We start from the raw sequence: 23660 nt of genomic DNA, 5'->3' as shown, positions 1-23660 counted from the left end.
TAAGGAGATGAGGAGGCCTGATGCGTGTTCGTAGGCTCGCGGCCTGGACTGCTATCCCGCTCGCGGTGACCCTGGGCCTGGTGGCCTGCGGCTCGGGTGGCGGCAGTGGATCCGGCGAGAGCGACCCCCAGGCGGCCGTGCGGATCGAGATCGCCGAGCCGCAACACCTGGTGCCGACCAACACCAACGAGACCAGCGGCTCCCAGGTGCTGTCGGCCCTGTTCAGCCCGCTGGTCGACTACGACGAGGCGCACAAACCGTACGAGGTGGCGGCCGAGTCGATCACGTCCGAGGACAACACCACCTGGACCGTGAAGCTCAAGGACGGCTACACCTTCCACAACGGCGAGAAGGTCACCGCCGACAACTACATCGACGCCTGGAACTACGGCGCGTACGCCCCCAACGGGCAGAACTCCAGCTACTTCTTCGAGAAGATCGCCGGCTACGAGGACCTGCAGGGCGAGACCCCCGGGGCCACCACCCTCAGCGGGCTGAAGAAGGTCGACGACCAGACCTTCACGGTCACCCTGTCCCAGCCGTACAGCGAGTTCAAGTCGATCCTCGGCTACACCGCCTTCTACCCCCTGCCGAAGGCCGCCTTCTCCGCACCCGGGGTGCTGGCCGAGGGGTACGAGCAGGCGCCGATCGGTCAGGGCCCGTTCAAGATGAAGGGCGACTGGCAGCACGACGCCAAGGTCGAGGTCGAGCGGTACGACGCCTTCCCCGGCGAGCAGCCGAAGGTGGCCGGCGTCGAGTTCCGGATCTACCAGCAGCTCACCGCCGCGTACGCGGATGTGCTGTCGGACAACCTGGACGTGATCAAGACCATCCCCACCGAGAACCTGTCGACGGCCTCCGTCGACCTGGGTGACCGGTTCCGGCAGAGCCCGGCCTCCTCGCTGCACTTCCTGGCCTTCCCCACCTTCCAGGAGGAGTTCAGCAACCCGGACGTGCGCAAGGCCATCTCGATGGCGATCGACCGCGACGAGATCACCAAGTCGATCTTCAAGGACTCCCAGCAGCCGGCCCGCTCGTTCGTCTCGCCGGTCGTCGCCGGGTACCGGGACAACACCATCGGCACCGCCGGTGAGTTCGACCCGGTCAAGGCCAAGGAGCTGTACCAGGCCGCCGGTGGCCCGTCGAAGATCACCCTGTCGTACAACGGCGACGGTGGTCACAAGGACTGGATCGACGCCACCTGCAACCAGCTCAAGGCCAACCTGGGCGTGGACTGCGTCGGCAACGCCGAGCCGAAGTTCGCCGACCTGCTGACCAAGGTGAAGGACAAGCAGCCGGTGGGCCTGTTCCGGATGGGCTGGGTCATGGACTACCCCTCCATGGAGAACTACCTGGGCCCGCTGTTCAGCAGCAACGGCTCGTCGAACTACTACGGCTACAGCAACCCCGAGTTCGACAAGCTGCTCGCCGAGGGGGTCAGCGCGTCCAGCGAGGAAGAGGCGATCAAGAAGTACCAGGCCGCCGAGGACCTGCTGGCCCAGGACATGCCGGTGGTGCCGCTGCGGTTCGGTCAGAACAACTTCGGGCACTCGACCAAGGTGAAGAACGTCGAGGTGGACCTCTTCGACCGGGTCGACCTGCTCAAGATCGAGGCAGTCAAGTAACACAGCACGAAAAGGCGGGTCGGGTCATCGCGTGATGACCCGACCCGCCACGGCATTCGCCCTTTTTCAGGGAGACTGCCAAGTATGTTCCGCTTCATCGTGCGGCGGCTGCTCCAGATGGTCGTGGCCTTCTTCGGCACCACCCTGATCGTCTACGCCCTGATGTTCGCCGGTCAGGGCGACCCGATCCAGGCCCTGGCCGGCGAGCGGCCCGTCACCGCCGCCCAGCGGGCGTACCTGACCGAGAAGTACCACCTGGACGCGACCGGCATCGGCGGCTTCTTCTACCGCTACTTCGACTATCTGTCGAACCTGGTCCGAGGTGACCTGGGCGAGTCGCTCACCGGCCGGTCCATCGGGGAGATCCTCGCCAACGCCTGGCCGGTCACCATCAAGTTGGCCCTCATCGCCATAGCGGTCGCCGTCATCTTCGGGGTCACCGCAGGGGTGCTCGCCGGCATCCGGCGCGGCAGCATCTTCGACAACTCCACCCTGCTGCTGACCCTGCTGGTGCTCGGCATCCCGACCATCGTGCTGGCCCCGCTCGCGCAGTACCTCCTGGGCGTCAAGTGGCAACTCTTCCCGGCCACCTCCGGCGCCGACCCGGACTTCTACGCCCTGCTGCTGCCCGGCCTCGTGCTCGGCTCCCTCTCCCTGGCCACCGCGCTGCGGCTGACCCGTACCTCGGTGGCGGAGAACCTGCGTGCCGACTACGTGCGTACCGCCCGGTCGAAGGGCCTGCCCAGGCGACGGGTGGTGAGCGTGCACGTGCTGCGCAACTCGCTGATCCCGGTGATCACCTTCCTGGGGGTGGAACTGGGCAACCTGATGAGCGGCGCGATCATCACCGAAGGGGTGTTCAACATCCCCGGCGTCGGCTTCAACCTGTTCCGTGGCATCCGCACCGAGGACGGCCCACTGGTGGTGGGCATCGTCAGCGTGCTCGTCGTGGTCTACCTCGTCTCCAACCTGGTGGTGGACATCCTGTACGCCGTACTCGACCCGAGGATCCGCTATGAGTGACTTCGAGACGGTGGCGTCCTCGGAGAACCAGGCCGCCCGGCGGGGGGTGTCGGGCGATCCGCGCACCCCGGGCCGGATCGGCCAGCCCAACAAGCCCCGCAGCCTGGCCGGCGACGCCTGGCGGGACCTGCGCCGCAAACCCATCTTCTGGATCAGCCTGCTGCTGGTGCTGCTGATCACCGCGATGGCGGTCGCACCCGGGCTGTTCACCCGCAACGACCCGGCGGACTGCGTACTGGCCCGCCAACATGCCGCCCCGAGCGGCGGGGCCCTCTTCGGGTACGACTTCCAGGGCTGCGACACGTACGCCCGGGCGGTCTACGGTGCCCGGGCCTCGTTGCTGGTCGGCGCCCTCTCGGCGCTGCTCACCGGGGTGATCGCGCTGGTCGTCGGAATGCTGGCCGGCTACTTCGGCGGCTGGGTCGACGCGGTGCTCTCCCGGATCGTCGACATCGTGCTCGGCATCCCGCTGCTGCTGGCCGCGATCGTCCTGCTCAAGCGGGTGGCCAGTGACAGCGCCACGGTACGACTCGCCTCGGTCATCTTCGTGCTGGCGGTGCTCGGCTGGACCACGACCGCCCGGGTGGTCCGCTCCTCGGTGATCACCGCCCGGCAGCAGGACTACGTGGCCGCGGCCCGAATGCTCGGCGCCGGTAACGGCCGGATCATGTGGCGGCACATCCTGCCGAACGCGCTGGCCCCGGCGGTCGTGGTGCTGACCATCGCCCTGGGTTCGTTCATCGCCGCCGAGGCGACCCTGTCGTTCCTCGGCATCGGGCTGAAGGAACCCACCATCTCCTGGGGCATCGACATCAACAACGGTCGGGTGCACATGCGGGAGTCGGCCACCCCCCTGGTGGTCCCGTCGACCTTCCTGGCCCTGACCGTGTTGGCGTTCATCATGCTCGGCGACGCGATCCGCGACGCCTTCGACCCGAAACTGCGGTGACCTGCCCATGAGTCAGCACACGGTCGAACCGACGCCGGTCTCCCCGACACCCCCCGGCGGCCACCTGCTCGAGGTACGGGATCTGCACATCGAGTTCCGTACCGGGGAGGGGGTGGCCAAGGTGATCAACGGGGTCAGCTATCACCTGGACCCCGGTGAGACGCTCGCCGTGCTGGGCGAATCCGGCTCCGGCAAGTCCGTCACCGCCCAGGCCATCATGGGCATCCTGGACATTCCGCCGGCGGACATCCGCTGCGGCGAGATCTACTACCATGGCCGGGACCTGCTGGCCCTGCCCGAGGAGCAGCGCCGGCAGGTACGCGGCAAGGAGATCGCGATGATCTTCCAGGACGCCCTGTCCGCGCTGAACCCGGTCTTTCCGGTGGGCTGGCAGATCGGCGAGACCCTGCGCCGACGACTCGGCATGTCCCGGGCCGACGCCCGCCGTCGCGCCGTGCAGCTGATGGAACTGGTGCAGATCCCCGGGGCGGCCGGTCGCCTGGGCGACTACCCGCACCAGTTCTCCGGGGGCATGCGCCAGCGGGTGATGATCGCGATGGCGCTGGCCATGGAACCCAAGGTGCTGATCGCCGACGAGCCGACCACCGCCCTGGACGTCACCGTGCAGGCCCAGATCATGGATCTGCTCGCCGACCTGCGGCGCGACCTGGACATGGCGATGATCCTGATCACCCACGACCTGGGGGTGGTCGCCGACGTGGCGGACCGGATCGCGGTCATGTACGCCGGCCGCATCGTCGAGCACGCCGAGGTCCGCCCGCTGTACCGGGCGCCCGCCCACCCGTACACCAAGGGGTTGCTGGAATCGATCCCCCGCCTGGACCAGCGCGGCGGGAAACTCTCCACCATCCGAGGGCTACCCCCCAACCTGATGCGCATCCCCAGCGGCTGCCCCTTCCATCCCCGCTGCCCGTACGTGCAGCAGGTCTGTGTCGACGTGGTGCCGCACGACCTGGTCCTCGGAGACGGCCGGACCAGCGCCTGCCACTTCGCGCAGGAGGTGCACGATGACCGCGCCAGCTAGCCCCACCACGGTCCGGGGCGAGACCATCCTCGACGTCGACCAGGTGGTCAAGCACTTCCCCATCACCCGGGGGGTGCTGTTCAGACGGAAGGTCGGCGCGGTCAAGGCGGTCGACGGGGTCAGCTTCACCCTGCACCGGGGCGAGACCCTGGGCATCGTCGGTGAGTCCGGCTGCGGCAAGTCCACCCTGGCCCGCCTGCTGATGCGGCTGGAACGCCCGACCGCCGGGCGGGCCACCCTGGCCGGACGCGACCTGTTCGCCGCCTCCGGGGGCGAGCTGCGCCGGATCCGGCGCAACATGCAGATGGTCATGCAGGATCCGTACACCTCCCTGAACCCCCGGATGACGGTCGGCGACATCATCGGCGAACCCTTCGAGATCCATCCGGAGGCGGCACCCAAGGGCAGCCGGCAGCGACGGGTCCGGGAACTGCTCGACGTGGTGGGGCTCAACCCGGAACACATCAACCGGTACCCGCACCAGTTCTCCGGGGGTCAGCGGCAGCGCATCGGCATCGCCCGGGCCCTGGCCCTGCGCCCCGAGGTGATCGTCTGCGACGAACCGGTCTCCGCGCTGGACGTCTCCATCCAGGCCCAGGTGATCAACCTGTTGGAGGAACTCCAGGACGAGTTCGGCCTGTCGTACATCTTCATCGCCCACGACCTGTCCGTGGTCCGGCACATCTCCGACCGGATCGCGGTGATGTACCTGGGTCGGATCGTGGAGATCGGCACCGAGGAGCAGATCTACGAGCGGGCCACCCATCCGTACACCCAGGCGCTGCTCTCCGCCGCACCGCTGCCCGACCCGGAGGCCCGGGACCGCCGGGACATCATCCGGCTGACCGGTGACGTGCCGAGCCCGGCCGACCCGCCGAGCGGGTGCCACTTCCGCACCCGCTGCTGGAAGGCGCAGGAGATCTGCGCGATCGAGGATCCGCAGGCGGTACCGCGCGCGGCCGACCCGCACCCCTCCGCCTGCCACTTCGCCGCCCTCCGGGAGTAAGGAAGGGCCCCTTCCTAACGCCTCGCGTAGAGGAAGGGGCCCTTCTTAACATCGGGCACCGCCGGGCGGTGCCGGGGTCAGTGGAAGAAGTGCCGGGTGCCGGTCAGGTACATGGTGACCCCGGCCTGCTTACAGGCGGCGATCACCTCTTCGTCGCGGATCGAGCCGCCGGGCTGCACGATGGCCCGGATGCCGGCGTCGATGAGGATCTGCGGGCCGTCCGCGAACGGGAAGAAGGCGTCCGAGGCCGCGACCGCGCCGCCGGCCCGGTCGGCACCGGCCCGGCTGACCGCCAGGCGGGCCGAGTCGACCCGGTTGACCTGGCCCATGCCGACACCCACGGTCGCACCGTCGTGGGCCAGCAGGATGGCGTTGCTCTTGACCGCGCGTACGGCCCGCCAGGCGAAGGCCAGGTCGGCCAGGGTGGCCTCGTCGGCCGCCTCGCCGGTGGCCAGCCGCCAGGTCGCCGGGTCGTCGCCGCCTGCGTCGATCGCGTCCCGCTGCTGCACCAGTACCCCGCCGGTGACCTGCCGCCACTCGGCCGACTGCGGCCGGAACTCCGGCGCCCGCAGCAACCGGATGTTCTTCTTGGCCTGGAGCACCTCGGCCGCACCGGGCTCGTACCCGGGGGCCACCACGACCTCGGTGAAGATCTCCGCGATCTGCCCGGCCAGCTCGACCGAGACCGGCCGGTTCACCGCGATGACCCCGCCGAAGGCGGAGACCGGGTCGCAGGCGTGTGCCTTGCGGTGGGCGTCGGCCACGTCCGTGCCGACCGCGATGCCGCACGGGTTGGCGTGCTTGATGATGGCCACCGCCGGCTGGTCGGCGAAGTCGTTCGCGGCCCGCCAGGCGGCGTCGGCGTCGACGTAGTTGTTGTACGACATCTCCTTGCCGTGCAACTGCTCGGCCTGGGCCAACCCGGCCGGACTCGCCGGGTCGGCGTAGACGGCCGCGCCCTGGTGCGGGTTCTCGCCGTAGCGCAGCACCGCCTGCCGACGCAGGGCCAGCCCGGCGAACTGCGGCCAACCCTCGGCGGAGGGGGCGAGGGTGGTGGCGAACCAGTCGGCGACGGCCACGTCGTACTCGGCGATGTCGGCGAAGGCGCGGGCGGCCAGCGCCCGGCGCTGCGCCAGGGTGAAGCCACCCTCGTCGAGGGCGGCCAGCAGCAGGGGGTACGCGGCCGGATCGGTCACCACCGCCACCGAGGCGTGGTTCTTGGCGGCGGCCCGCACCATCGCCGGGCCGCCGATGTCGATCTGCTCGACACACTCGTCCTGGCTGGCCCCGGAGGCGACCGTGGCCTGGAAGGGGTACAGGTTCGACACCAGCAGGTCGATCCCGGCGATGCCGTGCTCGTCGAGTTGGGCGGTGTGGGTGTCCTTGCGCAGGTCGGCGAGGAGCCCGCCGTGGATCTTCGGGTGCAGGGTCTTCACCCGGCCGTCGAGGATCTCCGGAAAGCCGGTCACCTGCTCCACCGGGGTCACCGGTACACCGGCGCCGGCGATCGTCGAGGCGGTGCTGCCGGTGGAGACGATCTCCACACCGGCGGTGTGCAGCGCCTGGGCCAACTCGACCAGCCCGGTCTTGTCGTAGACGCTGACCAGTGCCCGCCGGATCGGGCGGCGCCCGTCCTGGATGGAACTCACGGAACTGTGACCTTTCTTCCGGTGATCGTCCAGCCCTCGCGGACCAGTCGGCCCACCTGCTCGACGAGTTGCTGCCGCTCGGCTTCCTTGATGCGTTCGGTGAGGGTGTCGACGTCGTCGTCGTCATGGACGGGCACCGCCACCTGAGCGACGATCGGGCCGGTGTCCATGCCGGCGTCGACGAAGAAGAGGGTCGCCCCGGTGACCTTCACCCCGTAGGCGAGGGCGTCACGCGGGCCGTGGATGCCGGGGAAGGCCGGCAACAGGGTGTTGTGGGTGTTGAGGTAGCGGTCGCCGAACGCGGCGAGGAAACGTGCGCCGACCAGCTTGAGGAAACCGGCCGAGATGACCAGGTCGGGTCGGTGCTCGGCGACCCGGTCGGTGAGCGCGGCGTCCCACTGCTCCCGGGTCGGATGATCGGAGACCCGCTCCACGAAGGTCGGCACCCCCGCGGCGACCGCCCGGTCCAGGCCGGCGATGCCGTCACGGTCCGCACCCACCGCGACCACCCGGGCGCCGTACGCCCGGTCGGCGGTCGCGTCCAGCAGGGCCTGAAGGTTGCTTCCGGAGCCGGAGATCAGGACGACGATGCGGGCGGGCTCGTTCACCGGCACACCCTATCCGGCCCCCGACCGAGGTCCGGACGCTGGGCGCAACCGGATCGGCAACTGCCGAATTCGCGTGGACCAGGTACGCTGCCGGTCGCTCGGGACCGGCGCGCGTCCGGCCCGCACCCGTCAGTGCACGCAACCTGAGGAGCACATCGAGATGCAGCCCGGATACCCCTCGCAACCACCTCAGCAGATCGACAACAACATGACGATGTCGATCGTCGCGATCTTCCTCTTCTGGCCGCTGGCCATCCCCGCGCTCATCAACGCCTCGAAGGTCAACACACTGCTCCAGCAGGGCGACTACGCCGGCGCCCAGGCCGCCTCGGCCGAGTCGAAGAAGTGGTCCAAGTGGGCCCTGATCGTCGGCATCGCCTGGATCGCGATCATTCTGGTGTGCTGCGTGGGCAGCAGCCTGGTCGGCGCGCTCAACAGCAGCACCGCGATGAGCTACTGATCCGGATGCAGCCAGGTAACCCCGGTCAGGACCCGTACGGCCAGCAGCCGCCGTACGGCGATCCGACCTCTTCGCCGCCCGCCAATCCGTACTCTCCGCCGCCGGGGAACCCGTACTCTCCGCCGCCGGCCAACCCGTACAGCCCGCCGGTGGATCCGTACACCCCGGCGGCGGATCCGTACGCGCCGTCCGAGTCGGCCCCGGCCGATCCGTACGGTCAACAGCCGGTGTCCTCCCCGCCGCCGGTCTCCTCCCCACCGCCGGTGTCCCCGGCGCCGCACGCTCCGTACTCCCCGGCACCGCACGACCCGTACTCCGCGCCGCCGGCCAACCAACCCCCGGCCTACGGGCAGCCGGACTATGGGCAGCCCGCCTATGGGCAGCCGGCCTACGGACAGCCGCCGATGTCGGGTCAGCCCTACGGTGACCCGTACGCGGCACAGCAGCCGTACGGTGGCGGACCGATGTACCCGCAGGCCGGCTTCGCCGCCCCGGGTGGCCAGCAGAACAGCCTCGGCCTGATCTCGATGATCCTCGGCATCGCGGCGATTCCGCTGTTCTGCTGCTATCTCGGCATCCCGCTGGGCGCGGCCGCGCTGATCACCGGGTGGCTGGGCAAGCAGAAGGCCGACCAGGGTCTGGCCAACAACTCGGGGCAGGCGCTGACCGGCATGATCTGCGGCGGTGTCGGCGTGCTGCTCGGCCTGTTCCAGATCGTGCTGCTAGTGATCAATATCAGCCTGCCGACACAACTCTGAGCACCACGCATCGAGGGGCGTTCCGGATCATCGGGACGCCCCTCAGCCGTCTGCCGGGCGGGCGCCCCGGCGAGGCTCGGCAGCTATCCGGATAGGCCGATCAGGTCGGCCATCCGGCGCATCTGGTGATCGAAGTACTCCTCGCGCGCCTGGATCAGGCCGTCGAGCTGACCGAAGACCTCGAAGCTCACCGCACCGAAGCAGTGCATCCAGCCGATGGCCCCGCGACCCAGCAGGCTCTCCGGAACCCCGGGGAAGAATCCGGCCCGGACGGCGGCCAGATCGGCCTGCACCGCCCCCGGCAGGTCACCCGGACCGGGGTCGGTCAGGATCCCGGCGGCGAACCCCTCGGCGAGGATGCCGATCAGGACGGTGGGGGTCCGGACCGCCGCCATGGTGGTCTCCTGGGGGGCGGCGTAGCCGGGGACCGGGCTACCGAAGAGCAGGGCGTACTCGGCGGGGTGGGTCAACGCCCAGCGGCGTACCGCGTGACAGACCGCCAGCCAGCGGCCCCGCAGGTCCGCGCGGTCGGTGATCCCGGCGTCAGCGGCCTGGGCGGCGTCCCCGAGGGCGTGGTAACCGTCCACGATCAGGGCGGTGAGCAGTTCGTCCCGGCTGGCGAAGTAGCGGTAGATCGCCGAGGAGACCATCCCCATGTCCCGGGCGACCGCCCGCAGTGACAGGTTCGCCCCCTGCGCCGCCAGGTGCGCACGGGCGATCGCCTTGATCTCGTTGATCATCTCGGCCCTGGCCCGGGCCCGGATGCTGGCGGCTGGCATACAGCGAGTGTCGCACACATACGAGAGCACTGCTCTTGACTAATCGACCCGGCTCGGTGAACATAGCTCTCACAGGAGAGCACTGCTCTCCATTTCGAGAGGAGACTCCCGTGGCCACACACCTGATCGTCGGCGCCGGCATGGTCGGCTCGACCACCGCCCGACAGTTGGCCGAGCGCGGTGAGCAGGTCCGCCTGGTCAGCCGCTCCGGCCGGGGCCCGAACCATCCGGCGATCGAGCGGATCGCCGCCGACGCCACCGAGGCCGACCGGATCAGCGACCTGGCCCAGGGGGCCACCGCGATCTACAACTGCCTCAACCCCGCCTACCACCGCTGGCTGACCGACTGGCCGCCGCTGGCCGCCGCGCTGCTCACCGCCGCCGAGCGCTCCGGCGCCGCCCTGATCATCGCCGGCTGCCTCTACGGGTACGGCGAGGTCACCGGCGCGATGACCGAACAGACCCCGCTGGCCGCCACCCACCCCAAGCTGAAGATGCGGGCCGACCTGTGGCGCGAGGCCCTGGCCGCCGCACAGGCGGGACGCATTCGCGCCGCCACCGAGGTACGCGGCAGCGACTACCTCCAGGCACAGTCGATCTTCAGCTTCATGCTCGGGAAACCCCTGCTGGCCGGTCGGCGCGCCTTCGTGACCGGCCCGCTGGACGTGCCGCACACCTGGACCTCGATCAACGACATGGCGGCGATGCTGGTCACCGCCGCCACCGACCAGCGGGCCTGGAACCGCCCCTGGCACGTACCCAGCGCGGCACCCCTGACGATCCGGGAACTCGCCACCCGATTCACCGAGGTGGTAGGGGCACCCGCGCCGAAGCTGACCACCATCCCCGACCCGATCTTCCGGGCCGCCGGGCGGCTGTCGGCCATGCTGCGCGAGTTCCAGACCACGGCGTACCAGTTCCAGCGGCCCTTCGTCATGGACTCCACCGCGGCCACCGCCACCTTCGGCCTGCGCCACCAGCCCCTGGACGAGGCGCTACGGGAGACCGCGGCGCTGCTCAGGGGCCTGCCGGGAGCGGTGCAGGCCAGCCGACAGACCCGACCGAGCGCCGTCTGACCGGCGCCACCCCGCCGCCCCGGTGCGCCACGGTGCGCCACGGGCGTCGCCACCCGGCCAGCCCGCACCAGTCGTCCCGCCCAGACCCCGGAGGTTGATCAGCATGTCCACCGTCACCGTCGTACCGCCCGCGGTCGCCCAGAGCACCGGCAGCCGCACCGCCCGGCTCGACAACCGGATCCCGTACGCCAGCTTCGCGGTGGCCTACCTGCTCGGACACGGCGCCGCCGCGATCTCGGCCGGCCCCGACCCGATGGTCGACCTGCCCGGCTGGCTGCCCATGACCCTGCTGGCCATCGGCATCCTGGCCGGCAGTGTCGCCGCCACCCGCGCCGCCACCCGCGCTCAGCGTGGCGCCGGTCCGGCGGAGGTCCTCTCCGGCAAACTCCTGGGCACCGCCTGGGCCGTCGCCTTCACCGGTCTCTTCTTTGCCATCACCGGCCTGGCGGTCACCCTCGACATGCCCGAACTGCACACCATCCTCTGGCCTACCGGCTCCGCCTTCGTCGTCGGGCTGATCTACCTGGCCGAGGGGGCCGTCCGCCGCAACGTGCTGCACTACGCCCTGGGCAGTTGGCTGGCCCTGGTCTCCACCGCCGCCCTCTTCCTGACCTCAGCCGGGCCGTACTGGATCCTGGCCCTGGCCGGCGGCGGTGCCTACCTCCTCGCCACCGTGCTCGAATCCCGGCGTCTGGCCGACGGCTGAACGATCCTCGCCGGACCTGTGGAGGGCGGTGGCGACGACCCTGCCTTCCGTCGTCAGGCGGCTGCCCGGGCCAGCCAGCGAACGGCGGCGGCGCCGAGCACCGCACCGGCACCGATGACCACGGTCGAGGCGAGCGCCACCTGCCAACCGACCGGGCCGAGGTCGGCCAGCCGACCCTCACCCAGCGGCCCCCGGGAGGCCTGGGCGGCCACCCCCATCAGTAGACCGGTCACCGGCCCGGTCGACACGGCCGACAGGAACAGGGTCCCCCAGCTCAGGGTCGCCCGCTGGGCCATGACCGCGCGGAGCAACCGGCGGGCGAGCAACCCGCCGACGACCATCCCCACCAGGGCCGGCAGCGCCAGGATGGACACCGACCAGAAGCCGTCGACCGGCCCGCCGGGCAGTCCGGCGAACAGCGGTATGGCCGGCAGCGCCCCGACGGCCACCTCGCTGGTCCGCACCGCGGTGTCCGTGCCGACCGCGAAACCCGGACCGAGCAGATAACTGGTCGCCCAGACGGTGGCGTTGGGAGCGTAGGCCAGGCTCACGAGGGTGATGCCGGCCTGACCGGCCACCCCGGTGCGGTACGCGCCGATCAGATCAGCCGCGTCACCCCCGCCGGTCGCCACGGCCAGCCCGGCCACGGCCGCACCCACCCCGAGCAGTACCAGCCCGGCCACCAGTCCCGCCTGCGCACCCTCCCGCAACGGCCTCGGGGTCCGGGCGGCGAGCAGTTTGGAGACCCCACTGGTGCGGGCCGCCCCGACACCGGCGGCGAGCAGGCCGAGCAGGCCGAGGGTGAGCCCGGCCCGCACGGACGACACATTCAGGCCGCCGGCCCCGACCAACAGGGCCCCCAACACCCCCAGCAGGGCGTACGCGACCCCCACCGCGACCGCGGCGACCAGGGTGCGGCCCGGTGACCGGCTGCCCCGGGCGCCGATGGCACGGGTGACATGCACCCCGGCTCGGGACAACCGCCACAGGGCCAGGGCGGTGACCGCCAACGGCACCAGACCCAGCGGACCGGTGGCGGTGTCCAGGGGTACCCCGTGCCCCAGCAGCCACCCTGCCGTTCCCGCGCGTACCGCGCCGAGCAGGCTGGCGGCACCCTCGCTGAGCTGGAACAACCAGATCACGAAGGCCACCGGCAGCCAGGAGGTCAGGGCGGCGCCACCGGCGGCCACCAGGGCGGCGACCACCAGCGGGGCGTGGTGGCGACCGGTGGTCCGGCCACGGGGGGACGGCACCCGACGCGGCGGCCCGGCACGACCGGGCGGCCGGTCGCCGGCCTCCCGGGCTTCGTGGGCCCGCCGGGGCTGGTCAGGGGTGACGGATGACATCGGTTCTACTCTGGCATGCCGCGCCGAGGTCGGCTGTCCGACACCACGCCACCCGGATCATCAGTTGCCCAATTCCGCGTGGCACCGCGGGTCCTGCTCTAGCCTCGGCACCAGGCAGCCGTGAGACCTCGCGGCGACTAGCGTTCGGAGGAAGCTGTGTCCACTGCTTATCCGCCGCCCCCGCCCCCACCGCCGGCCGGTCGGGACCGCACCACCCTCTGGGGGGTGCTGGGGATCGTCACGGGCCTGCTCTGCTGCGGCATCCTCGGCATCGTCTTCGGCTGGCTGTCGATCCGTGACGCGCGGCGCTTCCGCCAGTCCCCGGTGCTGGGTTACGTGGCGATCGGCCTGGGTGTGCTCAACATCGTGCTCAGCCTGATCCTTCAGGCCACCGGGAACTACCCGTACTGGAACCGCTGAGGGGCCGACCGACCGGTCAGCCCCTCAGCGCGGTTCAGCGGTCCGGTCAGCGACCGGACATGAGCTCCCGCATCAGCTTGGCGGTCTCGGTCGGCGTCTTGCCGACCTTGACGCCGACCGCTTCCAGTGCCGCCTTCTTGGCGTCGGCGGTACCCGCCGAGCCGGAGATGATCGCACCGGCGTGGCCCATGGTCTTGCCGGGAGGCGCGGTGAAGCCGGCGATGTAGCCGACCACCGGCTTGGTGACGTTGGCCTTGATGAACTCGGCCGCCCGCTCCTCGGCGTCACCACCAATCTCACCGATCATCACGATCGCGTCGGTGTCCGGGTCCGCCTCGAAGGCGGCCAGGGCGTCGATGTGGGTGGTCCCGATGATCGGGTCACCGCCGATGCCGACGCAGGTGGAGAAGCCGATGTCGCGCAGCTCGTACATCATCTGGTAGGTCAGCGTGCCGCTCTTGCTGACCAGGCCGATCCGGCCGGCGCCGGTGATGTCGGCCGGGATGATGCCGGCGTTGGAGGCGCCCGGCGAGGCGATACCGGGGCAGTTCGGCCCGATGATCCGGGTCCGCTCCCCCTTTGCGACGTTGTACGCCCAGAAGGCGGCGGTGTCGTGCACCGGCACCCCCTCGGTGATCACCACGGCCAGCGGGATCTCGGCGTCGATCGCCTCGATGACCGCGCCCTTGGTGAACTGCGGCGGTACGAAGATGACGGTGACGTCCGCACCGGTGTCCTTCATCGCGTCGGCGACGCTGGCGAACACCGGCAGTTCGGTGCCGTCGAAGTCGACAGTGCTGCCCGCCTTGCGGGGGTTGACCCCACCGACGACGTTCGTGCCGGCGGCGAGCATCCGTCGGGTGTGCTTGGAACCCTCGGAGCCGGTCATCCCCTGGACGATGACCTTCGATTCCTTGGTCAGCCAGATTGCCATGATCAGACCCCCGCAGCCGCCAGCTCGGCGGCCCGCTCGGCCGCGCCGTCCATGGTGTCGACCCGCTCGATCAGCGGGTTGTTCGCGCCGTCGAGGATCGCCCGACCGGCCTCGGCGTTGTTGCCGTCCAGTCGTACGATCAGCGGCTTGGTGACTTCCTCGCCACGCTGCTTGAGCAGGTCCAGGGCCTGGACGATGCCGTTGGCCACCGCGTCGCAGGCGGTGATGCCGCCGAAGACGTTGACGAAGACGCTCTTGACCGAAGGGTCGGAGAGCACGATCTCCAGACCGTTGGCCATCACCGCGGCGCTGGCGCCGCCACCGATGTCGAGGAAGTTGGCCGGCTTGACGTTGCCGTGCCGCTCCCCCGCGTAGGCGACCACGTCGAGGGTCGACATGACCAGACCCGCGCCGTTGCCGATGATGCCGACCTCGCCGTCGAGCTTGACGTAGTTGAGGTCCTTCTCCTTGGCGGCCTGCTCCAGCGGGTCCACCGTGGCCTGGTCGACCAGGGCCTCGTGGTCCGGGTGCCGGAAGCCGGCGTTCTCGTCGAGGGAGACCTTGGCGTCCAGCAGCAGCAGCTTGCCGTCCTTGGTCTTGGCCAGGGGGTTCACCTCGACCAGGGTGGCGTCCTCGGCCACGAAGGCCTGCCACAGGCCCACCGCGGTCTCGACGACCTGGTCGGCGACCTCGGCCGGGAAGCCGGCCGCCTCGACGATCTCCCGCGCCTTGGCCTCGTCCACGCCCTTGACCGCGTCGATCGGAGCCTTGACGACCTTGTCCGGGGTGTCGGCCGCGACCTGCTCGATGTCCATGCCGCCGGCGACGCTGGCGATGCAGAGGAAGGTACGGTTCGCCCGGTCGAGCAGGTATGAGAAGTAGTACTCCTCGGCCACGTCGGCGGTCACCGTGATCATGACCTTGTGGACCGTGTGACCCTTGATGTCCATGCCGAGGATGTCGGTGGCCCGAGCCACCGTCTCCTCCGCGCCCTCGGCCAGCTTGACGCCGCCGGCCTTGCCTCGGCCGCCGACCTTCACCTGTGCCTTGACGACCACCCGGCCGCCGAGGCGTTCGGCGATCGCGCGGGCCTCCTCTGGGGTCGTTGCGACGCCGCCGGCGAGCACGGGCAGACCGTGCCGCTCGAACAGGTCCCGCCCCTGGTATTCGTACAGGTCCACGATTGCGCGTCCCGTCCCGTCTCTGCGGCGCACCGTCGCGCCGCCACCAGCGTATGGAAAGAAAACAGTGCGATGCCTGACATCAGTGGAAGTTGAAGCAGGCCATTGGGCGCAGCCTAGCGAGGACGGCACGAGGGGCAACCGAGCGGGTGCGCGGTGTGCCGTAATCCACAGCCTGCCCGAAGTCCCGCACCACGGCGGCGCGACGGCCCGGCGGCAGGTCACCCGATCGAGCGATCTGGCCGCTCCGCCGAGGGATCTCGCTGCTGGTGCGTAACCCCACCGGACAGGCCTCGTTGAGTCTGATGTCGGAGCGCTGGAAGGCGCGAGGACAGGAAAGCGGCCGATGCCCTGTCGGTCGAGGGGTGGCGGCGGGGCATCGTGCATAGAGGGGCCGGACGTGTGAGGGGTGCGTCCGGCCCCTCACTCTGCCCGTCGAACCTCCGCCTGGCCTCGGTCCCGGCCGACCGGCCGGTCGAAACCCGGTCCCGGCGTACCGGCCGGTCGACCCCGGGCCTCAGGCCACCGGCTGGGCTACGTTCGCCCGCACCCACTCCACGATGGACTGGGTGGTCGCGCCCGGGGTGAAGATCTTGGCGACGCCGAGCTGCTCCAGTTCGGGAAGGTCGGCGTCGGGAATGATGCCGCCCCCGAAGACCACGATGTCCCGGGCGTCGCGCTCGTCGAGCAGTTCGAGCACCCGCCGGAACAGGGTCATGTGCGCCCCGGAGAGCACCGACAGACCCACCGCGTCCGCGTCCTCCTGGATAGCGGTCTCCACGATCTGTTCCGGGGTCTGGTGCAGGCCGGTGTAGATGACCTCCATGCCGGCGTCCCGCAATGCCCGGGCCACCACCTTTGCGCCACGGTCGTGACCATCCAAGCCTGGCTTGGCGACGACGACCCGAACACGAGAGCTCATCTGCGCATCCCTTTCACCGGCATAGCGGCAATCACCTGAACGAACGGTAACCCGCACAGCCTGGCCCGGGAAACCGGGGCGAGAGAGATCGCACAGCGGCCGCCGACCCCCGACGCGAATCGCGGGGCCTTTTCACACTCCGGAACTTCACTACGGGCACCTGAGCCGTCAAGCAGGACGACTCAGCCGAACGGTCACAGTGCGCTACGAAAGGATGATGACCGGGACAGCCAAGGAAGACCCAAAGACCTGACAATGGTGGACGGAAAGGGACAGAATGGAGCGGTGATTTCGGCGCTCCGGCTTGTGGCTCGCCTGACGGTTGGCTACCGTGTCCACGGTTGTCATCAGGTCTACGGACGGGTGACGACGCGGCACCAGCCACCACCGGGATCTCGGTCCGGGTGTGGGCCGGGCCGCATCGGAACCCCGACAACGGAGGGTATGCGTGCGCCAGCGCCTGTCGTCTGAGCCCGATCGATATCGCGGCCGCCGCCGAGTACCCACCCCCCCACGCAGCCGCTACGCGGCAGTCGTCACCACCGCCTTCGTCGGCGCCGGTGTGGTGGCCCTGGGCGCCGGTGCCCTGCCGGACGCCAAGAGCGTCAACCCCTCGGTGCTGGATGAGCTGAAGCAGGCGTCGATCAGCAGCCAGGGTGCGGCGGATCGTGCCGACGCCGCGGATCGCGCCTCCCGGGACGGCCGGGGCGCTTCGGAGATCGTCGCCGACTCCGGTGTCTGGCTGCTCCCCCTACAGGGCTACGACTTCAACTCCCCGTACGGCATGCGCTGGGGCAAGCTGCACACCGGCATCGACCTGGTCGCACCGGAAGGCACCCCCTACGTGGCGATCCACGAGGGCAAGGTCACCAAGGCAGGCTGGTTCGGCGGCTACGGCTACGCCGTGATCGTCCAGCACGCCGACGGCAGCGAGGCGATCTACGGCCACTCCTCGGCACTCAGTGTCCGGGAGGGTCAGCAGGTCAAGGCCGGTGACCAGCTCGGCCTGGTCGGCAACACCGGCCACTCGTACGGCTCCCACCTGCACCTGGAGATCCATGTCAAGGGCTCGCCCCTCGACCCGGTGCCGTGGCTGCAGGAGCGCGGAGTGGACATCAAGCTGCAAGTCGAGGCAATTTACAGCGACGTAGCCGACTCCTGACCATCAGTAAGGCCCGTTGACCGCCCGGATCAGTCGATCCGGGCGGTTTTCTTTTGCCGGTACGACCGGAAAGTGTCTCAGCCCACAGTAGCGACTGTGGCTGATGCCACATTGACTCTGCGTGACGGACCCGGTCAGTCGGCCCCGGCAGCGGACAGACCCGGACAGCGGGAGGGCGCTGCCGTACCGGCCCGCCAACCCCCGGTACCCCTGGCCAGGCGAAACGACACCAGGATTTCGAGGTCACGTGCCACTTCGATCCAGTGAGGTCCGCCCGTGCAGGACGACAACCCCACCCCGTACCGGAAGATCCCCGACGCTCCGGCCCGACACCGGCGTCCGGTCGGCTGGCGCAACCGCAGCCTGGTCATCGGCGCGGTAGCGCTGGTCGGTCTCGGCGGCGTCGCCGTGACGACCCACGACGACCAGCCCACGCCGAGCCCGGTCTCCCTCGACGCACAGGCCCGAGCCGAGGCCGCCGCCCGTGCCGACCGGTCGGACCGTGGACCGGTCGAGGCGAGCGCGCTCGGCAGCCCGACTCCGAGCGGCAGCCCGACCGTGGAGCCCAGCCCCACCGCGAAGCCCAGCCCCAAGGCCAGCAAGGCCAGCCCCAAGGCCACCAAGGCCACCAAGGCCGCGCCGAAGCCGACCAAGAGTACGGCCTCGGGCTGGGTGATTCCGATGGCGGGTGCCGCCATCACCTCCTGCTACGGTCCCCGCTGGGGCACCCTGCACGCCGGTATCGACTTCGCCCTGCCGGCCGGCACCCCGGTCCGCGCCGCCTTCGGCGGCACCGTCACCAAGGCCGGTGACGTAGGAGACGGCTACGGCATCTCCGTCGTCATCGACCACGGCAACGGCTACCTGACCCACTACGCCCACCTGAGCACCACCAGGGTGAGCGTGGGCGAGAAGGTCAGCACCGGGCAGACCATCGGCCTGGAGGGCTCCACCGGCGATTCGACCGGCCCGCACCTGCACTTCGAGGTGCACCAGGGACAGATGTGGAATCAGATCGACCCGGCACCCTTCCTGCGGGCCCGCGGCATCGAGGTGACCTGCTGACCGGTCACACCACCTCCACCGGGTCGGCCAACGACAGGGTGGGCCAGTCCGCCAGGTCGGCGAGCATCTGCCGGTCGTGAGTGGCGACGACGACCGCCGCCGAGGTCTGGCGCAGGGCGGCGGTCAACTCGTCGACGAGCGGGGCGGACAGGTGATTGGTGGGCTCGTCGAGGAGCAGCAGGTCCGGCCGTTCGGCCAGCCGCAGCGCGAGGTTCAACCGGCGTTGCTGCCCCTGCGACATCCGCCCGACCGGGGTGCGAAGGGCCTCCCGGTCGAGCAACTGGGTGGCGGTCAGCGGCAGCCGCTCGTGCTCGCCGAGGCGCCCCCGGGTCTGGAGGTGGCCGACATGCCGGTCGTACAGCTCGTGCGCGAGGAGGGTCGGCGGCCAGGCCGGCACCTCCTGCCCGAGCAGGGTGACCCGGGCCCGCGCCAGATGATCCACCTCGCCGGTGGACGGGGTCAGCTCCTTGGCCAGCACCGCCAGCAGGGTGGACTTGCCCGCCCCGTTGGGGCCGGTCAGCAACAGCCGGTCGGCGCCGTCGAGGCTCAGGGTGACCGGGGTACGCAGCCGCCCGGTCACGGTGACCTCCGTGCAGCGCAGGACGGGTGACCGACCTCGGATGCCGAGATCGGGCCAGCGCAGCCGCAGGGGCGGCTCCGGCACGGTGAGTCGGTGGGCGGCGAGGTCCTCCTGGCGGCGCCGCAGCGCCTGGACGACCCCGGGGGCCCGGGACTGGCGCTGATGTTTGCCGTGTCCCTTCTCCGGGCGCCAACCGGTGCTCAGCCGAAGCTGCGCCTCGGTCACCGCGTCGGCCAGCCGCTGATGCTCGACCTGCTGGGCCTCGTAGTCCCGCTCCCAGCGGTCGCGTTCCCGGCGCCGCCCCTCCTGCCAACCGGCGTACCCGCCGGCGGACAGCCGCGGTCGTCCGTCCTCGCTGGGGTCCAGGTCCAGGAACTCCGTGGCCACATCGCGCAGCAGGGCCCGGTCGTGCGTCACGACCACCACCCCGCCGGGATGGTCGCGCAGCCGACCGGTGAGGAATGTCAGGCTGGCGGCGTCGAGGTGGTTCGTCGGCTCGTCCAGCATCAGCAGGTCGTAGCGGGCCCCCAGCAGGCAGGCCAACCGAACCCGGTAGCGCTGACCCACCGACAGGGTCGACAGCGGGCGCTGCCGGTCGGTGCAGGCGTCCAGCCCGGCCAGGGCCATGTCGACCCGACGCTCCGCGTCCCAGGCGTCCAGCCGGGTGGCCGCGTCGAGGGCGGCGGCGTAGGCGTCGTCCGCGCCCCTGACCCCCTCGGTCAGGGCTGTCGCCGCCCGGTCCAGGGCCCGCAGGGCGCGGCGGGACTCCCGGGTGGCGGCCCCGACCAGGGTGCCCACCGTCTCGCCGTCGTACGCCGGGAGCCCCTGCTCGGCCAGGCCGATGGTGCCGGCCCGGTCCACCGTGCCCTGCTCGGGTGTGATCACCCCGGCCAGTACGTGCAGCAAGGTGGTCTTGCCCCGGCCGTTCTCACCGACGATGGCCAGCCGGGAACGGGCCGAGACGGTCACGCTGACCTCGGACAGCACTACCCGACCACCCCGCACCACCCGAACGCCGTCCGCCCGTACGTGCGCCCGGTGGCCTGCCGGCAGTCGGCCGGCGGAATGCAACTCGCTCATGATCATTTGTCTGCTCTTCGGCTCGTCGTGGAGCCGGGCAGCACGATCACGCCGCCCGGCAGGAACACCCAGGACGGCGGAGCAGAGCTTGCTCAGAGAAAGCCGGTAGACCCTGCCGCCGTCAGCGGCGGAACCAGGGCTTCATCGAGACGGCGCACGAATACATGCTGCGAGGGTACCGCGAGCGGCCTTCTCCCGTTGCCCTCGTTGATCAACGAGGGCGGGACCTCAGAGCTTGTCGATGGGGGCGTGCCGCAGCACCAACCAGAGGGTCTGGTCACCGAAGTCGATCTGGGCCCGGGCACCGGGGCCGTGCCCCTCCACGGTGACCACCCGCCCCAACCCGTACCGCTGGTGGTTGACCCGGTCCCCGGCGGCGACCTTCGGCCCCTGCGGCAGGTCGCTGGCGGTGGCCAGGCGGCTGCCGTCCACACCGAGCTTGCGGGCCAACTGCACCGCCCGGGGGGTGCCCCCGGTGAAGGTGCCACGCCCGCCGGGGGTGCGCTCGGAGCGGCCACCCACCCCGCCGCCACCGCCACCCCAGGAGGTGTACGTCCCTTCGGTCCGCTCCCAGCGGACCAGTTCCGGGGGCAACTCCTCGACGAACCGGGACGGGGGGTTGTAGGAGGGCTGCCCCCAGGCCGACCGGGTCACCGCCCGGGAGAGGTAGAGCCGCTGCCGGGCCCGGGTGATGCCGACGTACGCCAGCCGACGCTCCTCCTCCAGCTCCCGGGTGTCGCCGAGGGAGCGCAGGTGCGGGAAGACCCCGTCCTCCAGACCGGTGAGGAAGACCACCGGGAACTCCAGGCCCTTGGCGGTGTGCAGGGTCATCAGGGTGACCACCCCCTGGTGGTCCGGATCGTCGGCCGGTATCTGGTCGGCGTCGGCGACCAGCGCCACCTGCTCCAGGAAGCCGGCCAGGGTGGCCCGCTCCCCCTCCTCGCCGGTCGCCTCGATCCGTTCGGTGTACTCGCGGGCCACGCTGACGAGTTCCTGAAGGTTGTCCACCCGCCCGGCGTCCTGCGGGTCGAGGCTCTCCTCCAACTCGGTCAGGTAACCCGAGCGGGTCAGCACCGCCTCCAGCACCTCCTCCGGGGTGCCCTCGACGGCCGACTCCCGGGCGGAGTCGAGCAGGGCCACGAAGTCGGCGATGCCGTTGGCCGCCCGGCTGGAGATACCCGGGGCCTCCTTGGCCCGACGCAGGGCCGCACCGAAGGAGATCCGGTCGCGGGCGGCCAGCGCCTCCACACACGCCTCGGCGCGCTCGCCGATGCCCCGGCGCGGGGTGTTGAGGATGCGGCGCAGGTTGACGGTGTCGTCGTCGTTGACCACCGCGCGCAGGTAGGCCAGGGCGTCCCGGACCTCCTTGCGCTCGTAGAAGCGCACCCCGCCGACGACCTTGTACGGCAGGCCGACCCGGATGAACACCTCCTCGAAGACCCGGGACTGGGCGTTGGTGCGGTAGAAGACCGCCACGTCACCCGGCCGGGCCTCGTCGGCGTCGACCAGCCGGTCGATCTCCCGGGCCACCCAGTCGGCCTCGGCGTGCTCGGTGTCGGCGACATACGCCACGATCGGCTCGCCGTGGCCGGCATCGCTCCACAGCCGCTTGGGTTTGCGGGAGGTGTTGCGGTCGATCACCGCGTTCGCGGCGTTCAGGATGGTCTGGGTGGAGCGGTAGTTCTGCTCCAGCAGGATGGTGCGGGCGTCGGCGAAGTCGCGCTCGAACTCCAGGATGTTGCGGATGGTCGCGCCCCGGAAGGCATAGATCGACTGGTCGGCGTCACCGACCACGCACAGCTCGGCCGGTTCCAGCCCCTCGGTGCCGGAGACCAACTCCTTGATCAGCACGTACTGCGCGTGGTTGGTGTCCTGGTACTCGTCGACCAGGACGTGCCGGAACCGACGCCGGTAGCTCTCGGCGACATGCGGATGCGACTGGAGCAGGTGCACCGTCGTCATGATCAGATCGTCGAAGTCCAGGGCGTGCGCCTCCCGCAGCCGCCGCTGATAGAGGGTGTACGCCTCGGCCAGCGCCCGCTCGTTGGGCCCGGAGGCACGGGCGGCGAAGGTCTCCGGATCGACCAGCTCGTTCTTCAGGTTGGAGACCTGGGCGGCCAACCCCCGGGCGGGGTAACGCTTGGGATCGAGATCCAACTCCCGGGCGACCATCTGCATCAGCCGACGGGAGTCGTCGGCGTCGTAGATCGAGAAGGTCGACTTCAGGCCGGCGTGCTCGTGCTCGGCGCGCAGAATCCGTACACAGGCCGAGTGGAAGGTGGAGACCCACATCAGGCGGGCGCGCGGCCCGACCAGGGCGGCCACCCGCTCCTTCATCTCACCGGCGGCCTTGTTGGTGAAGGTGATCGCGATGATCTCGCCGGGGTGCACCTCCCGCGCGGCCAGCAGGTAGGCGATCCGGTGGGTGAGCACCCGGGTCTTGCCCGAACCGGCACCGGCGACGATCAGCAGCGGCGACCCGGCGTGGGTCACCGCCTCCCGTTGCGGACCGTTGAGGTCGGCCACGAGTTGCAACGGGTCGAGGCCGCTCGGCGCGGCCCGGCGCGGCGGTTGCTCCGGCGGGGACACGGGGATGTCGAAGAGAGGATGCATCGCAGAGCGAGTCTATGCCGACCCCCGGACACCCCCGCCCTGCGGTGAAGGATGGGCCCCGGTCAACCGCATCCTCGCAGGCTGCGCCGGTCGTTTTCTTGCATCCCCCCGGCCCGGGGAGGCATACTCGACGACGTGTTCGATCAGCGCCGCCACTTTTTTTACTACGGCACCGGGAGTCCGGCAGCCGTGGGTCGCGCCTGATCAATCAGACCTACGAAAGCCCCGGGCTCACGGAGCCCGGGGCTTTCATCGTCCCGGGATTCGGGTAGCGGGCACCAGATCTTGAGAGGTACCCGAAGATGTCAGACGTGATGGAGCAGAGTGGCGTCCCGGCCGGCGCCGACGTACCCGAGCGCACCGGCGGTGCCGATGCAACGGGCTCGGTGAAGCCGGGCACCGGAACCACGGAGCCGATGGCCGCCGCCCGGATCGCCGAGATCCGGACCCGGATCGACGAGATCGACCGTACCCTCATCGAGCTGTGGCGGGAACGGTCCGCCCTGTCCCGCGAGGTGGGGGCCACCCGACTGGCCTCCGGTGGAACCCGGCTGGTGCTCTCCCGCGAGCAGGAGATCCTGGAGCGCTTCAACAGCGCCCTCGGCGCCGACGGCACCCAGCTCGCCCTGCTGCTCCTACGCGCCGGCCGGGGACCACTCTGACCTGGCCGCCC

22 protein-coding genes are annotated in these 23660 nt (G+C 70.5%); 13 read left to right on the top strand and 9 right to left on the bottom strand.

Annotated features, from left to right (window positions below; translation table 11 throughout):
• Window positions 1–20 precede the first annotated feature (20 nt).
• From ACLQ2T_RS09515 to ACLQ2T_RS09495, 5 genes are all read left to right on the top strand, one after another.
• Complete coding sequence (locus ACLQ2T_RS09515) at window positions 21–1625, top strand: peptide ABC transporter substrate-binding protein (RefSeq protein WP_425765633.1); 1605 nt, start codon at window positions 21–23, stop codon at window positions 1623–1625.
• Window positions 1626–1709: 84 nt separating this feature from the next.
• Entirely contained in the window at window positions 1710–2648 is a 939-nt protein-coding gene (locus ACLQ2T_RS09510) for an ABC transporter permease (RefSeq protein WP_425765632.1), read from the top strand.
• Window positions 2641–3597, top strand: coding sequence for an ABC transporter permease (locus ACLQ2T_RS09505; RefSeq protein ID WP_425765631.1), 957 nt, complete (start codon window positions 2641–2643; stop codon window positions 3595–3597). The genes ACLQ2T_RS09510 and ACLQ2T_RS09505 overlap by 8 nt, the downstream gene beginning before the upstream one ends.
• 7 nt (window positions 3598–3604) lie before the next feature.
• Window positions 3605–4642: an ABC transporter ATP-binding protein gene (locus tag ACLQ2T_RS09500; RefSeq protein ID WP_425765630.1), complete on the top strand. Its 1038-nt coding sequence runs from the start codon at window positions 3605–3607 to the stop codon at window positions 4640–4642.
• Window positions 4626–5648, top strand: coding sequence for an ABC transporter ATP-binding protein (locus ACLQ2T_RS09495; RefSeq protein ID WP_425765629.1), 1023 nt, complete (start codon window positions 4626–4628; stop codon window positions 5646–5648). Before ACLQ2T_RS09500 ends, ACLQ2T_RS09495 begins: the two co-directional genes overlap by 17 nt.
• A 77-nt stretch (window positions 5649–5725) precedes the next feature.
• Here ACLQ2T_RS09495 and purH read toward each other — a convergent pair whose 3' ends face one another.
• Both purH and purN read right to left on the bottom strand, forming a co-directional pair.
• On the bottom strand, window positions 5726–7297 hold the full coding sequence (gene purH, locus ACLQ2T_RS09490) for a bifunctional phosphoribosylaminoimidazolecarboxamide formyltransferase/IMP cyclohydrolase (protein ID WP_425765628.1): 1572 nt from the start codon (window positions 7295–7297) through the stop codon (window positions 5726–5728).
• Window positions 7294–7911: a phosphoribosylglycinamide formyltransferase gene (gene purN / locus ACLQ2T_RS09485; RefSeq protein WP_425765627.1), complete on the bottom strand. Its 618-nt coding sequence runs from the start codon at window positions 7909–7911 to the stop codon at window positions 7294–7296. Before purN ends, purH begins: the two co-directional genes overlap by 4 nt.
• Window positions 7912–8065: 154 nt before the next feature.
• Between purN and ACLQ2T_RS09480 the strand changes: the two genes are divergently transcribed.
• Both ACLQ2T_RS09480 and ACLQ2T_RS09475 read left to right on the top strand, forming a co-directional pair.
• Window positions 8066–8365, top strand: coding sequence for a CD225/dispanin family protein (locus ACLQ2T_RS09480; RefSeq protein ID WP_327024128.1), 300 nt, complete (start codon window positions 8066–8068; stop codon window positions 8363–8365).
• A gap of 5 nt (window positions 8366–8370) precedes the next feature.
• A complete protein-coding gene (locus ACLQ2T_RS09475) occupies window positions 8371–9123 on the top strand; it encodes a DUF4190 domain-containing protein (RefSeq protein WP_425765626.1) in 753 nt (250 codons plus the stop codon).
• Window positions 9124–9206: 83 nt separating this feature from the next.
• Here the strand turns inward: ACLQ2T_RS09475 and ACLQ2T_RS09470 are convergent, their stop codons facing one another.
• On the bottom strand, window positions 9207–9902 hold the full coding sequence (locus tag ACLQ2T_RS09470; RefSeq protein WP_425765625.1) for a TetR/AcrR family transcriptional regulator: 696 nt from the start codon (window positions 9900–9902) through the stop codon (window positions 9207–9209).
• A 110-nt stretch (window positions 9903–10012) separates the two neighbouring features.
• Here ACLQ2T_RS09470 and ACLQ2T_RS09465 point away from each other — a divergent pair, with 110 nt between their 5' ends.
• Window positions 10013–10978: an NAD-dependent epimerase/dehydratase family protein gene (locus ACLQ2T_RS09465; protein ID WP_425765624.1), complete on the top strand. Its 966-nt coding sequence runs from the start codon at window positions 10013–10015 to the stop codon at window positions 10976–10978.
• Between the two features lie 103 nt (window positions 10979–11081).
• Window positions 11082–11684: an ABC transporter permease gene (locus ACLQ2T_RS09460; protein WP_425765623.1), complete on the top strand. Its 603-nt coding sequence runs from the start codon at window positions 11082–11084 to the stop codon at window positions 11682–11684.
• Window positions 11685–11737: 53 nt separating this feature from the next.
• On the opposite strand, the gene ACLQ2T_RS09455 is transcribed toward ACLQ2T_RS09460, so the two are convergent.
• A complete protein-coding gene (locus tag ACLQ2T_RS09455; RefSeq protein WP_425765622.1) occupies window positions 11738–13030 on the bottom strand; it encodes a DUF6350 family protein in 1293 nt (430 codons plus the stop codon).
• Window positions 13031–13186: 156 nt separating this feature from the next.
• Between ACLQ2T_RS09455 and ACLQ2T_RS09450 the strand changes: the two genes are divergently transcribed.
• The gene (locus ACLQ2T_RS09450; RefSeq protein WP_425765621.1) at window positions 13187–13450 is read left to right on the top strand and encodes a DUF4190 domain-containing protein; all 264 of its coding nucleotides are present in this window, start codon (window positions 13187–13189) and stop codon (window positions 13448–13450) included.
• A gap of 46 nt (window positions 13451–13496) precedes the next feature.
• Here the strand turns inward: ACLQ2T_RS09450 and sucD are convergent, their stop codons facing one another.
• The 3 genes from sucD to ACLQ2T_RS09435 form a co-directional block, all read right to left on the bottom strand.
• On the bottom strand, window positions 13497–14384 hold the full coding sequence (gene sucD / locus ACLQ2T_RS09445; protein WP_425765620.1) for a succinate--CoA ligase subunit alpha: 888 nt from the start codon (window positions 14382–14384) through the stop codon (window positions 13497–13499).
• Window positions 14385–14386: 2 nt separating this feature from the next.
• Entirely contained in the window at window positions 14387–15565 is a 1179-nt protein-coding gene (gene sucC, locus ACLQ2T_RS09440) for an ADP-forming succinate--CoA ligase subunit beta (protein WP_425765619.1), read from the bottom strand.
• 517 nt (window positions 15566–16082) lie between these two features.
• A complete protein-coding gene (locus ACLQ2T_RS09435; protein WP_425765618.1) occupies window positions 16083–16487 on the bottom strand; it encodes a cobalamin B12-binding domain-containing protein in 405 nt (134 codons plus the stop codon).
• A gap of 448 nt (window positions 16488–16935) precedes the next feature.
• Between ACLQ2T_RS09435 and ACLQ2T_RS09430 the strand changes: the two genes are divergently transcribed.
• Window positions 16936–17649: a M23 family metallopeptidase gene (locus tag ACLQ2T_RS09430; RefSeq protein WP_327024121.1), complete on the top strand. Its 714-nt coding sequence runs from the start codon at window positions 16936–16938 to the stop codon at window positions 17647–17649.
• A gap of 276 nt (window positions 17650–17925) precedes the next feature.
• Window positions 17926–18714, top strand: a complete 789-nt coding sequence (locus ACLQ2T_RS09425) for a M23 family metallopeptidase (RefSeq protein ID WP_425765617.1) — start codon at window positions 17926–17928, stop codon at window positions 18712–18714.
• 4 nt (window positions 18715–18718) lie between these two features.
• Here the strand turns inward: ACLQ2T_RS09425 and ACLQ2T_RS09420 are convergent, their stop codons facing one another.
• Window positions 18719–20374, bottom strand: coding sequence for an ATP-binding cassette domain-containing protein (locus ACLQ2T_RS09420; RefSeq protein ID WP_425765616.1), 1656 nt, complete (start codon window positions 20372–20374; stop codon window positions 18719–18721).
• Between the two features lie 228 nt (window positions 20375–20602).
• The gene (pcrA, locus tag ACLQ2T_RS09415; RefSeq protein WP_425765615.1) at window positions 20603–22987 is read right to left on the bottom strand and encodes a DNA helicase PcrA; all 2385 of its coding nucleotides are present in this window, start codon (window positions 22985–22987) and stop codon (window positions 20603–20605) included.
• A gap of 302 nt (window positions 22988–23289) precedes the next feature.
• Between pcrA and ACLQ2T_RS09410 the strand changes: the two genes are divergently transcribed.
• Window positions 23290–23649: a chorismate mutase gene (locus ACLQ2T_RS09410; protein ID WP_425765614.1), complete on the top strand. Its 360-nt coding sequence runs from the start codon at window positions 23290–23292 to the stop codon at window positions 23647–23649.
• Window positions 23650–23660 lie beyond the last annotated feature (11 nt).

The sequence above is a fragment of the Micromonospora sp. DT229 genome (genome assembly GCF_049844505.1).
GTDB lineage: Bacteria > Actinomycetota > Actinomycetes > Mycobacteriales > Micromonosporaceae > Micromonospora.
This window is presented reverse-complemented; position numbering and strand designations above follow the sequence as displayed.